Source organism: Pseudomonas juntendi (assembly GCF_021560075.1).
GTDB lineage: Bacteria > Pseudomonadota > Gammaproteobacteria > Pseudomonadales > Pseudomonadaceae > Aquipseudomonas > Aquipseudomonas juntendi.
This window is the reverse complement of the sequence record NZ_CP091088.1, coordinates 2,947,661-2,963,888: the sequence shown is the minus strand read 5'-3', so window position 1 is coordinate 2,963,888 and position 16,228 is coordinate 2,947,661. Positions and strand designations below refer to the sequence as shown.

Here is a 16,228-nt window from a genome sequence, read left to right as displayed (position 1 = left end):
GCTCGCTGTGCGGTAGCAAGTCACACATTGCGAATAAATTTTTTGCCAGGGCTATCTCCGTTATTCCCTGCGCCGCCATGTGATGTCGTTAAAGTGCGAAAATTCCCGTGGGCGTTTGTAAAAAAATGCGTCGGCAGACGGACGGTACTGGGCAGTGTCAACTTCGTTGCTACTGTTAAACGGGCGCCACAACTTGCTGTTTTACTTTAAAAAAATCAAACAATGGCGCCAAGGATCGGTCATGCAACAGCCTGCCGCGCAACGCCGTTTGCTGATCGTCGACCCCTGCGACGATTGCCACCGCCTATTGCCGGGCCTGCGCAACGCCGGCTGGGATGTCGACAGCTGCATGCTCACCGCTGCACTGGACCACCCCTGCGATGTGGGCCTGCTGCGCTTGCAGGCCGCGCACCTGCGGCACCCGGACGCGGTCAAGGACATGATCAAGCGCAGCAACACCGAGTGGATCGCCGTGCTGAGCGCCGACCAACTGCGCATGCCAGCCTTCGGTGACTTTGTGTGTGAGTGGTTTTTCGACTTCCACACCTTGCCGTTCGACGTCTCGCGCGTGCAGGTTACCCTGGGCCGGGCGTTCGGCATGGCGCGCCTGCGCGGCAAGGGTGCGGTCAAGGTCGATGAAGCGAACGACGAATTGCTCGGTGACAGCCGGCCGATTCGCGAACTGCGCAAGCTGCTGGGCAAACTGGCGCCTACCGAATCACCTGTGCTCATCCGCGGTGAAAGCGGCACTGGCAAGGAGCTGGTGGCGCGCACGCTGCACCGCCAGTCGCAGCGCAGTGATCAGCCGTTCATCGCCATCAACTGTGGCGCCATCCCTGAGCATTTGATCCAGTCCGAATTGTTCGGCCACGAGAAAGGCGCTTTTACCGGGGCGCACCAGCGCAAGGTCGGGCGTATCGAAGCGGCCCACGGCGGCACCTTGTTCCTGGACGAAATTGGCGACTTGCCGCTGGAACTGCAGGCCAACCTGCTGCGCTTTCTGCAGGAGAAGCACATCGAGCGGGTAGGCGGCAGCCAGCCAATACCGGTGGATGTGCGGGTGTTGGCGGCGACCCACGTGGACCTGGAACGGGCCATTGAGCAGGGGCGTTTTCGCGAAGACCTGTATTACCGCCTGAACGTATTGCAGGTGGTGACAGCACCGCTGCGCGACCGGCACGGCGACTTGTCCATGCTGGCCAACCATTTTGCCCATTTCTACAGCCTGGAAACCGGGCGCCGGCCGCGCTCCTTCAGTGAACACGCCTTGGCAGCCATGGGCCACCATGACTGGCCGGGGAACGTTCGCGAGCTGGCCAACCGCGTACGCCGCGGGCTGGTGCTGGCCGAAGGGCGGCAGATCGAGGCGCAGGACCTGGGCTTGCAGTTGCACGACCAGGAACAGCAGCCGTTAGGCACCCTGGAAGAATACAAGCACCGCGCCGAGCGCCAGGCCTTGTGCGATGTGCTCAACCGGCACAGTGACAACCTGAGCATGGCTGCCAAGGTGCTGGGGGTTTCGCGGCCGACGTTCTACCGCTTGTTGCACAAGCACCAGATACGCTGAGCGTTACACCACGGCACCTGGGCGAACATCACCCAGGGCCGAACCCCTCAATGCGGCCCGCGCGGGATGGTCTTGAGCAGGTCTTCGGGGCTGATGTGCCCAACCACTTGTGCAACCGCGCTGCCCGGTGTCGGCAGGTCGATGATATGGCTCTTCATCTTGCCGATCACATGCATCTCGCACGGCTTGCAGTCGAATTTCAGCGTCAGTACCTCGTCGCCCTGAATCAGCTGCATGGGCGCGACCTTGGTGCGTACGCCGGTGACACCCTTGGCCTGCTTGGGGCACAGGTTGAAGCTGAAACGCAGGCAGTGCTTGGTGATCATCACCGGCACCTCGCCGTGCTCTTCATGGGCCTCGTAGGCGGCGTCGATCAGTTGCACGCCATGGCGGTGGTAGAAGTCGCGAGCCTTCTGGTTGTACACGTTGGCCAGGAACGACAGGTGCGACTCGGGGTACACCGGCGGCGGCGTGGTCTCGGCCTTGCGCGCGCCGCGTGGGTGGGCCTGTACCCGCGCGGCGGTCAGTGCCTCGATGGCCTCGCGGCGCAGGGCCTTGAGCTGCGAGTTGGGGATGAAGTACGCCTGCGGGGCGTCCAGCTCGATACGGTCGGCGTGGTACATAGTGGTACCCAGCTGGCCGAGCAGGTCGTGCAGTTGCTCCAGTGCCTGCTGGGGCTTGTTGGCGACGCCGAACGGGCCCTCCAGGGCTACCTGCACACTGACCCCTTCCTCGCTGCTCAGGGTCAGCAGCAGGCGTTGCTCGCGCAGCACCGCGTGCCACTCCACGCCCACCCGGCGTTCGGAGGACGTGCGCTGCAGGGCCTGTTGCCAGTTGTGGTCCAGGTTGCGCGACAACGGGTGGTTGGGGCGCAGCTTGTGCAACCCTTCGGGCATTTCATTGGGCTCGACGCGGTAGCGGTAGCGTGCTTGGCCGTCTTCTTCAAACTCGCCACGGGGCTCGGCGATGTTGGCGCGAAAACCCAGCACTTCGCGTTTGACCAGCACATTCAGGCCGTCGCCGTTGGTCAACGGCACGTCGGTCACCACGTGCAGGTCGCGCTTGCCGACCTTTTCCACAACGCCCACCGGCAGGCCGGTGAAGGTTGGCGAGTCGAATGCGCCGATATCGACCTTGCGGTCGGTGACGAAGTAGTCGGTGCTGCCGCGGTGGAAGGTCTTGTCCGGGTCGGGCAGGAAGAAGTGCTCGGTGCGCCCGCTGGAAGCGCGGGCATAGTGCGGGCGGCCTTCCAGGATGGCGTCCAGTTCCTTGCGGTAGTGGGCCGTGATGTTCTTCACATAGCCCATGTCCTTGTAACGCCCTTCGATCTTGAACGAGCGCACGCCGGCATCGACCAGGTCGGCCAGGTTGGCGGTCTGGTTGTTGTCTTTCATCGACAGCAGGTGTTTCTCGAACGCGACCACGCGGCCCTGGTCATCCTTCAGGGTGTAGGGTAGGCGGCAGGCCTGCGAGCAGTCGCCACGGTTGGCGCTGCGCCCGGTTTGCGCGTGGGAGATGTTGCACTGGCCGGAAAATGCCACGCACAGTGCACCATGGATGAAGAACTCGATGGCCGCGTCGGTTTCGGCGGCGATGCTGCGGATTTGCTGCAAATTCAGCTCGCGGGCCAGCACCAGTTGCGAGAAACCGGCCTGGTCGAGGAATTTCGCCCGCTCCAGGGTACGAATGTCGGTCTGGGTGCTGGCGTGCAGCTCGATCGGCGGGATGTCCAGCTCCATCACCCCCAGGTCCTGCACGATCAGTGCATCGACACCGGCGTCATGCAACTGGTGGATCAGCTTGCGCGCCGGCTCCAGCTCGTTGTCGTGGAGGATGGTGTTGATGGTGGTGAACACGCGCGCATGGTACCGATGGGCGAACTCGACCAGTTCGGCAATGTCGCTGACTTCGTTGCAGGCATTGTGGCGCGCGCCGAAGCTTGGGCCGCCGATGTAGATGGCATCAGCGCCGTGCAGGATCGCCTCACGGGCGATGGCCACGTCACGCGCAGGGCTGAGCAGTTCCAGCTGGTTCTTTGGAAGGGACATGTCGTTGTATTTTCGGGCTGTCACGGGTTAGGCGCGCATTGTAGCGGCGAAACGGGCTGGCGGCACCCTTGGGCTGCCCGAAGGTGTGCAGCCAGGGTGCGAGGGGGCGGCAACGACGGTCGGTCAGCGCTTGGCGGCCATCGCCGTCACTTCGACGCGCATGCCGTCGAACGCCAGGGCGGCCACGCCAACGGCGGCACGTACCGGCCAGGGTTTGCTGAAGAAGCGCTGGTACACTTCGTTGAATGCCGCGCGGTCGGCCATGTCGGTCAGGTAGATGGTCAGGTGCAGCACGCGGTCCATACCGCTGCCGGCTTTTTCCAGCGCCACTTTCAAGGCCTGCAGGGTGCACTCGCTTTGCGCGACGATGCCACCCAGCTCCAGGCTGCCGTCGGCACGGGTCGGGATCTGGGTGGTGACCAGCACGCCGTTGTACTCGGCGACGTCGGAAGAAATCGAGTCGGCGTCCGGGTCGGGGGTATAGATGATGTCTGCTTGAGCCATGGTGTGGTTTGCCTTGCAACGGAAGGAAACGGCAAGCCTACGCGAGCGCAACGCACCGGTCGAGCGCACCCCGGCGTTTGTAAAGCGCGGCGTTCACCGGCAGAATCGCGGCCGATTGCCAGACCAGAGGTTTACGTTGAACGAACAGACTTTGTCCCGGCGCCTGGAGCGCGTGGCTGCCTATGTGCCGCAGGGCGCGCGCCTGGCCGACATTGGCTCGGACCACGGCTTCCTGCCGGTGGCGTTGATGCTGCGCGGGGTGATCGAGGCCGGGGTGGCCGGTGAGGTGGCGCAGGTGCCGTTCGCCTCGGCCCAACGCACGGTGAGCCGCAACGGCCTGGAGGCCTCTGTGGCCGTGCGCCTGGCCGATGGCCTGGCAGCCATCGAGCCACAGGACCGTATCACGGTGGTCAGCCTGTGCGGCATGGGCGGCGACACCATGTGCGCCATCCTGCAGGCAGGCCCGCAGCGCCTGGCCGGCGTCACCCGCCTGGTACTGCAGCCCAACGGCGGTGAGCGCGAACTACGCCAGTGGCTGGCCGGCAATGGCTACCGGATCGTCCACGAGGAACTGCTGCGGGAAAACCGCTTCGACTACGAGATCATCGTTGCCGAGCCGGGCAGGGCGGTGTACACCGCTCAACAGCTGTACTTCGGGCCGTTGCTGATGCAGGAAAAAAGCGCGGCGTTCCTGGGTAAATGGCAGCGCATGCTGCGCCAGAAGCAGCACACCCTGGCCAATTTCCAGCGGGCCCGGGGCGCAGTGCCGCAAGCGAAGATAGACGACTTCAACCAGCAGGTAGGCTGGATAACGCAGCTGCTGGCCTGAGTCACTGTTGCGGGCAGTTGCTCATCTCGCGGTAACTGATTTCGTGCTTCTGGTCATGGTGGTCGAGGTACACCATGTGAGCGGTGCCGATCTGGCAGTCGCCGACGTTGCTGGGCGGGGTGATGGAAATCACTTTGGCCACATCCAGGTGCATGCCGTATGCATAGTTGCTACTGGCTGGCTGATCGTTGCCCGTGGCGGCGAGGGATGCGCACGAAGCCATGGCAGCGAAAATGGCGATTATAGCGAGGGAGGGTTTCATGGCTGGCTCCTTTTACAATGTATGACTAATGATGTATTCAAAGGCCTTACACAATAAATGGGCTAAGTTGTGATAGATTCCTGCCTTTAACGTAACAATAACACCCAGTAAGGAGCTCACTTTCATGGACATGCTGCATGCCATGCGTACCTTCGCCCGTGTGGTGGAATGCGGCAGCTTCGCGGCGGCCGCCAACGCCCTGGACATCTCTGCGGCACAGGTTTCGCGCATCGTGGCGGAGCTGGAAAACCAGTTGCAGACCCGCCTGTTGCACCGCACCACCCGGCGCTTGCGCATGAGCGAGGCCGGCGAGCGGTTTCTCGAGCGGGCGCGGCAGATCATGCTGCTGACCGAAGAAGCGGTGGGCGAGGCCCGTGGTGCGCACCTGACGCCGCGTGGGCGGTTACGTCTGCACTGTCCCCATGGCCTGGGGCTGTTGCTGATGCCGCTGGTGGCCGGCTACAACGCGTTGTGCCCGGAGGTGGTGATCGAGTTGACCCTGTCACAGCGCAACCCCGACCCGCTGGCCGAAGGGCATGATGTGGTGATTACCGTTGACGGCGCGTTGCCCGATTCGCAGCTGATCGCGGTGCCGCTGGGCAATATCTTCAGTATCCCCTGCGCGGCTCCGGCCTACCTGGAAGCCAATGGCGTACCGGAAAGCCCCGAAGACTTGCACGGCCATCGTTGCCTGCGCATGTCGTACCCCCTGTACGAAGGTGACTGGGTGTTCCCGCAAGGGGTCGACCAGTGTGTGATCGTACCGAAGGACGGTTTCTCCACCAATGTTGCCGATGCCATGCTGGTGGCCAGCGAGTTGGGCATGGGCATAGGCCTGTTGCCGTTCTACACCGCCAGCCAGGCGATCGGGCAGGGGCGGCTGTGCCGCCTGTTGGCGCCGTATCGGCTGCGCGAGAGTGCGCTGTATGCAATTTACCCGTCACGGCACTACCTGGATGCCAAGGTGCGTACCTGGATCGACTACCTCAAGGAGCAGTTGCCAGCGCTGTTCGAAAGGCACGCCGAGCTGGTGGACGACGCCCGCTACTGGCGCTAGGTGGGCAGAGCCTGGCGCCAGGGCTCGGTCGTCGACCTACTAAAGCGTGTAGTGCTTCAGCTCCCGCGCAATCAGCATGCGCTGGATTTCGCTCGAGCCTTCGTAGATCTGGGTGATCCGGGCATCGCGGTAGTAACGCTCTACCGGGTAGTCTTCCAGGTAGCCGTAGCCGCCATGTACCTGGATCGCCATCGAGCACACCCGTTCGGCCATTTCCGAGGCGAACAGCTTGGCCTGGGATGCCTCTGACAGGCACGGCCTGCCGGCGCTGCGCAGGCGCGCAGCATGCAAAATCAGCAGCCGCGCGGCGTTGACCTGCACCTGCATGTCGGCCAACAGGTTGGCGATGCTCTGGTGCTCGTTGATCGGCTTGCCGAATTGCACACGGTCCCGTGAATAACCCAGCGCTGCTTCGAACGCCGCACGGGCGATGCCCAGCGCTTGCGCGGCGATACCGATCCGGCCCCCTTCAAGGTTGGACAAGGCGATGGCCAGGCCCTTGCCGCGCTCGCCCAGCAGGTTGGCGGCCGGTACCCGGCAGTTGTCGAACGTGACCGCGCAGGTATCAGAGGCGCGGATGCCCATCTTGTGTTCGCTGCGGTCGACTTTGAAGCCCGGGTTGTCGGTAGGCACCAGAAAGGCCGACAGGCCCTTCTTGCCCAGGTCCGGGTCGGTTACCGCAAACACGATCGCCAGGCCGGCACGCCGGGCATTGCTGACGAACTGCTTGGCGCCATTGATTACCCATTGGCCGTCTACCAACTCTGCGCGGGTCCGCAGGTTATGCGCCTCGGAGCCGGCTTGCGGCTCGGTCAGGCAGAAGCAGCCGATCACTTCACCCGTGGCCAGGCGCGGCAGCCATTGCTGCTGTTGGTCGGCCGTGCCATATGCCAGCAGCGGGCCGCAACCCACGGAGTTGTGAATGCTCATCATCGCCCCGGTGGCGCCACAACCGGCGGAAATTTCCTCTACCGCCAGGGCATAGGCGACGTAGTCGGTGTAGCTGCCGCCAAAATCTTCGGGCACGACCATGCCCAGCAGGCCCAGTTCGCCCATCTTGCGTACCACGTCGTCATCGATCCAGCCGGCCTTTTCCCAGGCCTGGGCGTACGGGGCGATTTCGCCACGGGCAAAATCGCGCGCCATGTCGCGGATCATGATCTGTTCTTCGCTCAGTTCCAGGTCTTGCATCGGTGTACTCCCGGGCTCACAGGCCTTCGAAGAATTGGTCGACCCGCTGGCGTTGCAGTGCAGCCAGGGTGGGTGGGTTCCAGCACGGTTGCTTGTCCTTGTCGATGATCAGGGCGCGTACGCCTTCGATGATATCGCCATGCTGGAACCACTGGCGGTCCAGGTGCAGCTCCATGGCAAAGCACGCCTCCAGGTCCCGTTGGCGGCCCCGGCGCAGCATCTCCAGCGTAACCGCCATGGCCAGCGGTGAGCGGCTTTCCAGCTGATCGGCAGTGGCCATGGCCCAGGCGTGGCTGTCGCCAATGCTGACTGTGCGCAATTGCTCGACGATGGCCGGCAGGTCGGGCAGGGCGAAGAAGTGGTCGATGACCGGGCGCAGCTTTTCCAGCGGGGCATCCTCCAGCACCTGGCTACCTAGCCTGGCCAGCAGGCCCTGCAGGTCCTTGAGCGGGTGGTCGCCGAAACTCAGCTGGTCCAGGCCTTGATCCAGGGCGGCGAGCTGGTCGCTGGCCAGGTACCAGTCGGCCAGGCCGCAGTACAGCGCATCGGCGGCCTGCACCTGTGCGCCGCTCACCCCCAGGTAGATGCCCAGCTCGCCAGGGAGGCGCGACAGAAAATAACTGCCGCCCACGTCGGGGAAATAGCCAATGCCGACTTCGGGCATACCCAGGCGGCTGCGCTCGGTCACCACACGCAGGTCACAGCCCTGAGCCAGGCCCATGCCACCGCCGAGGGTGAAGCCGTCCATCAGCACCAGCACCGGTTTGCGGTAACGGTGGATGGCCAGGTCGAGGGCATACTCCTCGACGAAAAAGGTCTCATGCAGCGTATCGCCGGCCTTGAAGCTGTCGTGCAGCGAGCGGATATCGCCACCGGCGCAAAAACCCTTGGGGCCTGCACCGCGCAGCACCACCGCCCGTACGTGCGGGTCCCGAGCCCACTGTTCCAGGTAATGGCGCAGGCTACGGACCATGTCCAGGGTAAGGGCATTGAGGCCGGCGGGGCGGTTCAGTGTCAGGTGGCCGACCTGGTTGCGGACCTCGGCCAGTACATGGTCGGTGGCCGAGGTGTAAGCGTGCGCAGTCATTGCCTTCTCCCTGCTTTGTTATTGATTTTCCAAGTGAAGTCTGGATTTCGCTGGAGGATCTGGCGATCCTTGCATGCGAATTTGCCTTGTACAATCGACAAATCTGCAGGGGGAATCTGCATTTTTGCGTGCCTGGCAGTGTTGCCACTCTAGCAAGGTTTGACGTTTACCGGATTGGCTTGGTGGATGGGCGCCGATGTTCTTGGTGTTTTGGTCCACCAGAATCACGATCATTAACCTTAGCGTAACGATCCAGCGCCGAGCTTGATTGATGCCCGGCTGGCCCCCGCCCTAAGGTGACCCCACGACAGCGAACCCGTGGAGTCACCATGACAACAACACAGAATCCACCGCCGCAATGGTCGCGACGGCGTGCCGAAAAGCAACGCCGCCTCGATCAGGTCCGGCACCTTGCCGACGGTGCGGTGCTGCCCAGCGAGCGTATCGTCGAAGCATTGGAACTGTTGCTGGCCCCCGGCGACCGCGTGGTGCTGGAAGGCAACAACCAGAAGCAGGCCGACTTCCTCTCGCGTTCGCTGGCCAAGGTCGACCCTGGGCGCCTGCACGACCTGCACATGATCATGCCCAGCGTCAGCCGTGCAGAGCACCTGGACTTGTTCGAGCGCGGCATCGCCCGCAAGCTGGATTTTTCCTTCGCGGGGCCACAAAGCCTGCGCATTGGCCAGTTGCTTGAAGACGGCTTGCTCGAAGTCGGCGCGATCCACACTTATATCGAGTTGTACTCGCGGCTGCTGGTCGATCTGATCCCCAACGTGGCCCTGGTGGCAGGCTTCATGGCCGACCGTGAAGGCAACCTGTACACCGGGCCCAGCACCGAAGACACCCCGGCGCTGGTGGAGCCGGCCGCGTTCAGCGACGGTATCGTCATCGCCCAGGTCAACCACCTGGTCGACCGTGTGGATGACCTGCCGCGGGTCGATATCCCGGCGTCATGGGTCGATTTCGTGGTGGTTGCCGACCAGCCTTTCTACATCGAACCGCTATTCACCCGCGACCCGCGTCATATCAAGCCGGTGCATGTGCTGATGGCGATGATGGCCATTCGCGGCATCTACGAAAAACACCAGGTGCAGTCGTTGAACCATGGCATCGGCTTCAATACCGCTGCCATCGAGCTGATCCTGCCCACCTACGGTGAGTCGCTGGGGCTCAAGGGCAAGATCTGCCGCAACTGGACCCTCAACCCGCACCCTACGCTGATCCCGGCTATCGAAAGCGGTTGGGTGCAAAGCGTGCATTGCTTTGGCACCGAGCTGGGCATGGAGGACTACATCGCCCAGCGGCCCGATGTGTTCTTCACCGGCCGTGACGGTTCACTGCGCTCCAACCGCATGATGTGCCAGCTGGCCGGGCAGTACGCCGTGGACCTGTTCATTGGCGCGACCCTGCAGGTAGACGGCGATGGCCACTCGTCGACAGTCACCCGCGGCCGCCTGGCCGGCTTTGGCGGGGCGCCGAACATGGGCCACGACCCCCGGGGCCGGCGCCATGCAACGCCGGCCTGGCTCGACATGACCGTGCCGCAAACCCTGCTGGAGCGCGGCCGCAAGCTGGTGGTGCAGATGGTCGAAACCTACCAGGAAGGCGGCAAACCGACCTTCGTGGAAACCCTCGATGCGGTGGCCGTGGCGAAAAAGGCCGGCATGCCGCTGGCCCCGGTGATGATCTACGGTGACGACGTTACCCACCTGTTGACCGAAGAGGGCATTGCCTACCTGTACAAGGCCCGCAGTCTGGAAGAGCGCCAGCAGATGATTGCCGCTGTGGCCGGGGTTACCGCCATCGGCCTGCGGCATGACCCGAAAGACACTGCGCGCCTGCGCCAGCAAGGCCTGGTCGCATTGCCCGAAGACCTGGGCATCCGCCGCACCGACGCCAGCCGCGAGCTGCTGGCAGCGCGCAGCGTTGCCGACCTGGTTGAATGGTCCGGCGGCCTGTACAACCCGCCGGCACGGTTCAGGAGCTGGTGATGAAAGCACGCGACTTGCGCCTTGAACCTGTTGCGGTCCCTGTGGGCGCGGGGTTACCCGCGAAGAGGCCAGCCCACACAACCCGGATTCAACTGCCAGACCACTTGGCCGACCTGGCCGTGGAAGCCCTGATCGACGAAGCCGAGCTGTCCCCCAAACCCGGCCTGGTCGACCGCCGCAGCAACGGCGCTCACACCGACATGACCCTGGCCCTGATGCACGCCTCGGCCCTGGCCCTGTGGCCCTGCCTGCGCAACATGGCCGCAGCCGCGCAAACCATTGGCACCATCGGCCAACCCCTGCGCGCCAGCTTGGGCCAGCTCGGCCGTGAAGGCGAAGCCGCGATGCTGGCCGCGACCCATGGGGTCAACACCCACCGCGGCGCTATCTGGGCCCTGGGCCTGCTGGTCGCCGCCAAGGCCCTCGACCCCGATGCCAGCGCCAGCACGGTAGCCGCGCGGGCCGGGCGCATCGCCCTGTTCGACGACCCGGCCATGCCGCAGCAGCACAGCCATGGCCTGCAGGTGCGCCAGCGCTATGGCAGCAGCGGTGCCCGCGAACAGGCGCAACAAGGCTTCCCTGCGGTTACCGGCCACGGCTTGCCACACCTGCAACGCAGCCGTGCCAGCGGTGCCAGTGAGGCCAACGCCCGGCTCGATGCCTTGCTCGCCATCATGGCCGTGCTCAGCGATACCTGTGTGCTGTGGCGCAGCGGCCCTGCCGGGCTGGCCGCCGTGCAGCAGGGCGCCCGCGCGGTACTGGGTGCCGGGGGCAGTGCCACCCTGGCCGGGCGCCGCTACCTGCGTACGCTGGACCAGCAACTGCTGCAACTGAACGCCTCACCGGGCGGCGCCGCCGATCTACTGGCCGCCTGCCTGTTCCTCGACAAAGCCGGGAGCCTGTGACATGGAAACCCTGACCTTCGATTTCCCCGCCGCCGAACCGGGGCGTGGCCGCACGCTGGTGGGCTGTGTCAGCTCCGGCGACCTTGAAGTACTGATTGAACCCGGCACCGCCGGCCACCTGCAGATCCAGGTGGTGACTTCGGTCGATGGCAGCGCCGCGCGCTGGGCGCAACTGTTCCAGCGCCTGTTCGAGGGCCGCGCCTGGCCGGCCGTGAACATCGACATTCATGACTTCGGCGCCACCCCGGGGGTGGTCCGCCTGCGCCTGGAACAAGGCTTCGAGGAGATCGCCCATGACTGACACCGCACGCTTGCTGCGCAGCCGCAGCTTCGTAGAACTGGGTGCCCGGCAGCGCGCCCGCGCCGTGCTCGACCCGGGTAGTTTCCACGAGCTGCTCGGCCCCTTCGACCGGCTGATGTCGCCTTGGCTGCCCTTGCAGGGCATCGTGCCGCAGGCTGACGACGGCGTGGTCATCGCCAAAGGCACGCTGAACGGGCGCAATGCGGTGGTCGCCGCTATCGAGGGCGGCTTCCAGGGCGGCAGCATGGGCGAGGTGGGCGGCGCCAAGATTGCCGGGGCGTTGGAGCTGGCCATCGAAGACAACCGCAATGGCATCCCCACGTGTGCAGTGCTGCTGCTCGAAACCGGCGGTGTGCGGTTGCAGGAAGCCAACCTTGGCCTGGCAGCGATTGCCGAAATCCAGGCGGCGATTGTCGAACTGCGGGCCTGGCAGCCGGTAATCGGGCTGATTGCAGGTTCCGTCGGGTGCTTCGGCGGCATGTCGATCGCCGCTGGCTTGTGCAGCCATTTACTGGTCACCCGCGAGGCCCGCCTGGGCCTGAACGGGCCTCAGGTCATCGAACAGGAAGCCGGCATTGCCGAGTATGACGCCAAGGACCGGCCGTTCATCTGGAGCCTGAGCGGCGGCGAACAGCGCCATGCCAGCGGGCTGGTCGATGGCTATGTGGCCGATGACATCCAGGCGCTGCGCGACTGCCTGCTGCAACTGCTCGACTCGCCTGGCGCTGACCGCGCCCGGCAACACGCCTGGTTCCTCGAGCGCCTGGCCCGGCTGGGCGCCGAGTGCCCGCAACTGGACGCTGCCGCTGTGCGTGCCCTTTACCAAGGAGAAGCCCAATGAACCGTGCCATGAACTGGTTGCCGGGCCTGGCGGGCGGCCAACCCTTGCCGGGCTACCCGGCGTCGTTGCAGGTTATCGATGGCGAACTGGACAACCGCCTGGCGCGCTTTATCGCCGTGGTCCCCGATCCCGCCAATCCGTTCCCCCGCGCCCGCGGGGGCGAAGTCGGCCTGCTGGAGGGTTGGGGCCTGGCCAAGGCCGTGAGCGACGCGGTCGACGCTGACAGCCAGGGGCACAAGCGCGCAATTGTCGCGGTGATCGATGTGCCCAGCCAGGCCTACGGCCGCCGTGAGGAGGCCTTGGGTATCCATCAGGCCTTGGCTGGCGCTGTGCAGGCTTACGCCCAGGCCCGGCTGGCCGGTCACCCGGTAATCGGGCTGCTGGTCGGCAAGGCCATGTCTGGCGCTTTTCTTGCCCACGGCTACCAGGCCCAGCGCCTGATCGCCCTAGACGATGCCGGGGTAATGGTGCATGCCATGGGCAAGGCGGCAGCCGCGCGGATTACCCTGCGCAGTGTCGAGCAACTGGAAGCGTTGGCCGCCAAGGTGCCGCCCATGGCCTATGACCTGGCCAGCTATGCGTCACTGGGCCTGCTGTGGCGTCGGTTGACGGTGGCCAACGCCGAAGCGCCTGGCAGCGCCGACATTGCCCGGGTGCGTGCCTGCCTTGCCGACGCGGTCCGGGATATTGGCAGCTCGACCGACCTGTCGTCGCGGCTGGCGGGCGAACACCGCAGTGCCTCGCGGCAAGTGCGTGAGCAACTGCGCCGCCAATGGCAGGGTGCCTGAGATGAACGCGCCACGCCCTCATGACCTGCTGTGGGGCATGCCGACTTCGGCCTTGCCGGCTGACGCGCCGCAGTGGGCACGGGAAGTGTTGGCCGGCGGCCAGCCGGTGGTCGTGCGCCGCGCGGTGTGTGACGCCGGCTGGGTCGCCGTTGGCGTGCGTGGCCAAGGGCGCGCGCAGCGCCTGGCTGCTGTGATGCGGGTTGCCGACATTCAACGCCAGCAGGCCCCTGAAGCCTTGCAGCGGCCTACACAGTGCGCCTGGCCAGCACAGCAGGCCCTGGCCTCGATAGCGCCAATGCTCGATGCCTGCGGCCTGGCCTGGGGGCCGACAGGTGGCGTGGGTTACCAGATTGCAACGGGTATCGACGTGCTGCACGCCGACAGCGACCTGGACATACTGGTACGCACGCCGCAACCGCTGGCGCGCGCGCAGGCCCGCACGCTGTTGGCGACGCTGGCCGCCGCGCCATGCCGTATCGATGCGCAGTTGGAAACCCCGGCCGGGGCTGTGGCGTTGCGTGAGTGGGCCGGTTTCGCCCAGCGTGTGTTGCTCAAGTCGCCCGTGGGGCCTTGCCTGTGCGAAGACCCGTGGGCTGTACGGGAGCGTGCCCCATGAGCACTCTGTTCGCGTTCCCGGGCCAGGGTGCCCAGCAGGTGGGCATGTTGCAGCGCCTGCCCGAAGGCAGCGCGCCGGTGCTGGAGGAGGCCAGCGATGCCCTTGGCCAGGCCGCACTGGCGTTGGACAGCGAGCACGCCCTGCAGTCGACCCGCGCCGTGCAGCTGTGCCTGCTGCTCAGTGGCGTGGCCTGGGCGCGCTGGTTGATGCAGCGCAGCCCAGGGCCGGATTGCGTGGCGGGCTTGTCGGTCGGCGCCTATCCGGCGGCAGTGGTGGCCGGTGCTTTGGGCTTTGCCGACGCTGTGCGCCTGGTTGCCCTGCGCGGCGAACTGATGCAACGGGCCTATCCGCGCGGCTATGGCATGACTGCGCTCAGTGGCCTGGAGCTGGCCAGTGTCGAGCGCTTGCTCGGCGAGGTGGGTGGCGAAGTGTATGTCGCCAACCTCAACAGCGAGCAGCAGATCGTCATTGCCGGCAGCGAAACGGCGATGGCGGCGGTGGCGGCCCGCGCGCGCAGCCTGGGCAGGGGCATCGCGCGCCGGCTGGCAGTCAGCGTGCCATCGCATTGCCCGTTGCTGGCTGGCCCGGCAGCCGAGCTGGCTGCGGCCTTCGCTGCGGTCGAACTGCAGCGGCCACGTATCACTTACCTCAGTGGCAGCAGCGCACGGGTGATAGTCGACCCGCAGCGCCTGCGTGACGATCTGGCCGGCAACATGGCGCGCCGGGTGGACTGGCGGGCGGCGTTGCGCAATGCCTATGAACGCGGCGTGCGCCTGCACCTGGAAATGCCGCCTGGCAGCACGCTCAGCGGCCTGGCCCGGCCGGTGTTCGAACAGGGCAGGGTGCTGGCGGTGGAAGGCACCCGATGGGACAGCCTGGATGCGCTGCTGCGCCAGGAGGTGGCGGACCGGCGATGATGGCGGGCATCGCGCCGGCTGGCACGGGCTACGCCCGCCAATGAAGCCAGTGCGGCGCTTGCGGGTTTACCGATGGCGAAGAACAACAACAAGCAACTTCGACACTACCTGAGGACAACAACAATGATCATCTATGGTGTGGCACTGCTGGCGGTCTGTACGCTGGCTGGGGTTATCGTCGGCGACTTTCTGGGCGTACTGCTGGGCGTCAAATCCAATGTAGGCGGGGTCGGCATCGCCATGATCCTGCTGATCTGCGCACGCCTTTACATGCACCGTCACGGTGGCATGAGCAAGGAGTGCGAGTTCGGTGTGGGGTTCTGGGGGGCCATGTACATTCCGGTCGTGGTGGCCATGGCGGCGCAACAGAACGTGGTCACCGCCCTGCACGGCGGGCCGGTGGCGCTGCTGGCTGCAATAGGTGCGGTGCTGGTGTGCGGTGCGACCATTGCACTGATCAGCCGCAGCCACCGCGGCGAACCGCTACCCGCGGTCGAGGCACCAGCCCAGGCCAATGGGCATGCTGCCCCTGCAGGGGGGCGCTGAACATGTGGCCGATCATTGATAATGCCCTGGAACATAACGGCTTGATCACTGCCTTCGCGGTGGTGGGCGGCATCATGTGGCTGTCGGTGTTGTTGTCCAAGTACCTGACCTTCGGCCGCGTGCACGGCTCGGCCATCGCCATTGTCATCGGGCTGGTGTTGGCCTGGGTGGGCGGCACCCTCACAGGCGGCCAGAAAGGCCTGGCCGACATGGCGCTGTTTTCCGGTATCGGCCTGATGGGCGGGGCCATGCTGCGCGACTTCGCCATCGTTGCCACGGCGTTCGAGGTGCAGGCCACCGAGGCTCGCCGTGCCGGGATGATCGGCGCGGTGGCGCTGCTGCTCGGCACGGTCTTGCCATTCATTGTCGGGGCGGGCGTGGCGTACGCCTTTGGTTACCGCGACGCGGTGAGCATGACCACCATTGGTGCCGGCGCCGTGACGTACATCGTCGGCCCGGTAACCGGCGCGGCGCTGGGTGCCAGTTCGGACGTGATGGCCCTGTCGATCGCCACCGGTTTGATCAAGGCGATTCTGGTGATGGTATTCACCCCGGTATCGGCCCGTTTGCTGGCGCTGGACAACCCACGCTCGGCAATGGTGTTTGGCGGTCTGGCGGGGACTGTGTCGGGTGTGACCGCCGGGTTGGCGGCGACGGACCGGCGGCTGGTGCCTTATGGGGCACTGACCGCCACGTTCCATACCGGCTTGGGGTGCCTGATGGGGCCGTCGATCCTGTACTTCTGTGTGCGAGGTTTGGTGGGGTAGACAACCGGGCT

General features: G+C 65.2%; 17 protein-coding genes. 12 read left to right on the top strand and 5 right to left on the bottom strand.

The window, feature by feature from the left end; genetic code table 11:
* Positions 1-241 precede the first annotated feature (241 nt).
* Positions 242-1,567 (top strand): sigma-54 dependent transcriptional regulator, encoded by a 1,326-nt coding sequence (locus L1P09_RS13720; protein ID WP_054904760.1) that lies wholly within the window; start codon positions 242-244, stop codon positions 1,565-1,567.
* A gap of 47 nt (positions 1,568-1,614) precedes the next feature.
* Here L1P09_RS13720 and L1P09_RS13715 read toward each other — a convergent pair whose 3' ends face one another.
* Both L1P09_RS13715 and L1P09_RS13710 read right to left on the bottom strand, forming a co-directional pair.
* Entirely contained in the window at positions 1,615-3,615 is a 2,001-nt protein-coding gene (locus L1P09_RS13715) for a peptidase U32 family protein (protein WP_054904759.1), read from the bottom strand.
* A 123-nt stretch (positions 3,616-3,738) separates the two neighbouring features.
* Complete coding sequence (locus L1P09_RS13710) at positions 3,739-4,119, bottom strand: RidA family protein (protein ID WP_054913469.1); 381 nt, start codon at positions 4,117-4,119, stop codon at positions 3,739-3,741.
* Between the two features lie 136 nt (positions 4,120-4,255).
* Between L1P09_RS13710 and L1P09_RS13705 the strand changes: the two genes are divergently transcribed.
* Entirely contained in the window at positions 4,256-4,948 is a 693-nt protein-coding gene (locus L1P09_RS13705; protein ID WP_054904768.1) for a tRNA (adenine(22)-N(1))-methyltransferase, read from the top strand.
* Position 4,949: 1 nt separating this feature from the next.
* Here the strand turns inward: L1P09_RS13705 and L1P09_RS13700 are convergent, their stop codons facing one another.
* Positions 4,950-5,210: a DUF2790 domain-containing protein gene (locus L1P09_RS13700; RefSeq protein WP_054904757.1), complete on the bottom strand. Its 261-nt coding sequence runs from the start codon at positions 5,208-5,210 to the stop codon at positions 4,950-4,952.
* Between the two features lie 124 nt (positions 5,211-5,334).
* Here L1P09_RS13700 and L1P09_RS13695 point away from each other — a divergent pair, with 124 nt between their 5' ends.
* On the top strand, positions 5,335-6,267 hold the full coding sequence (locus tag L1P09_RS13695) for a LysR family transcriptional regulator (protein ID WP_029887230.1): 933 nt from the start codon (positions 5,335-5,337) through the stop codon (positions 6,265-6,267).
* 39 nt (positions 6,268-6,306) lie between these two features.
* Here L1P09_RS13695 and L1P09_RS13690 read toward each other — a convergent pair whose 3' ends face one another.
* Together L1P09_RS13690 and L1P09_RS13685 are read right to left on the bottom strand one after the other, a co-directional pair.
* A complete protein-coding gene (locus tag L1P09_RS13690; RefSeq protein WP_192440141.1) occupies positions 6,307-7,458 on the bottom strand; it encodes an acyl-CoA dehydrogenase family protein in 1,152 nt (383 codons plus the stop codon).
* A gap of 16 nt (positions 7,459-7,474) precedes the next feature.
* Positions 7,475-8,545, bottom strand: coding sequence for an enoyl-CoA hydratase/isomerase family protein (locus L1P09_RS13685; RefSeq protein WP_235767748.1), 1,071 nt, complete (start codon positions 8,543-8,545; stop codon positions 7,475-7,477).
* 329 nt (positions 8,546-8,874) lie between these two features.
* On the opposite strand from L1P09_RS13685, the gene mdcA reads away from it, so the two are divergent.
* The 9 genes from mdcA (at position 8,875) to madM (ending at position 16,217) form a co-directional block, all read left to right on the top strand.
* The gene (gene mdcA / locus L1P09_RS13680; protein ID WP_054904755.1) at positions 8,875-10,536 is read left to right on the top strand and encodes a malonate decarboxylase subunit alpha; all 1,662 of its coding nucleotides are present in this window, start codon (positions 8,875-8,877) and stop codon (positions 10,534-10,536) included.
* Complete coding sequence (locus L1P09_RS13675) at positions 10,536-11,441, top strand: triphosphoribosyl-dephospho-CoA synthase (protein WP_232892730.1); 906 nt, start codon at positions 10,536-10,538, stop codon at positions 11,439-11,441. The genes mdcA and L1P09_RS13675 overlap by 1 nt, the downstream gene beginning before the upstream one ends.
* Position 11,442: 1 nt before the next feature.
* Positions 11,443-11,742 carry a malonate decarboxylase subunit delta gene (locus L1P09_RS13670; protein WP_009686716.1) on the top strand — a complete coding sequence of 100 codons (300 nt, stop codon included), beginning with the start codon at positions 11,443-11,445 and terminating at the stop codon, positions 11,740-11,742.
* On the top strand, positions 11,735-12,583 hold the full coding sequence (locus tag L1P09_RS13665; RefSeq protein WP_235767747.1) for a biotin-independent malonate decarboxylase subunit beta: 849 nt from the start codon (positions 11,735-11,737) through the stop codon (positions 12,581-12,583). The genes L1P09_RS13670 and L1P09_RS13665 overlap by 8 nt, the downstream gene beginning before the upstream one ends.
* Positions 12,580-13,371 carry a biotin-independent malonate decarboxylase subunit gamma gene (gene mdcE, locus L1P09_RS13660; protein WP_054904752.1) on the top strand — a complete coding sequence of 264 codons (792 nt, stop codon included), beginning with the start codon at positions 12,580-12,582 and terminating at the stop codon, positions 13,369-13,371. Before L1P09_RS13665 ends, mdcE begins: the two co-directional genes overlap by 4 nt.
* A 1-nt stretch (position 13,372) precedes the next feature.
* Positions 13,373-13,987, top strand: a complete 615-nt coding sequence (locus L1P09_RS13655) for a malonate decarboxylase holo-ACP synthase (RefSeq protein ID WP_054904751.1) — start codon at positions 13,373-13,375, stop codon at positions 13,985-13,987.
* The gene (gene mdcH / locus L1P09_RS13650) at positions 13,984-14,904 is read left to right on the top strand and encodes a malonate decarboxylase subunit epsilon (protein WP_054904750.1); all 921 of its coding nucleotides are present in this window, start codon (positions 13,984-13,986) and stop codon (positions 14,902-14,904) included. The genes L1P09_RS13655 and mdcH overlap by 4 nt, the downstream gene beginning before the upstream one ends.
* Positions 14,905-15,027: 123 nt before the next feature.
* Positions 15,028-15,450 carry a malonate transporter subunit MadL gene (madL, locus tag L1P09_RS13645; RefSeq protein WP_054904749.1) on the top strand — a complete coding sequence of 141 codons (423 nt, stop codon included), beginning with the start codon at positions 15,028-15,030 and terminating at the stop codon, positions 15,448-15,450.
* 2 nt (positions 15,451-15,452) lie between these two features.
* The gene (madM, locus tag L1P09_RS13640) at positions 15,453-16,217 is read left to right on the top strand and encodes a malonate transporter subunit MadM (protein WP_054904748.1); all 765 of its coding nucleotides are present in this window, start codon (positions 15,453-15,455) and stop codon (positions 16,215-16,217) included.
* Positions 16,218-16,228 lie beyond the last annotated feature (11 nt).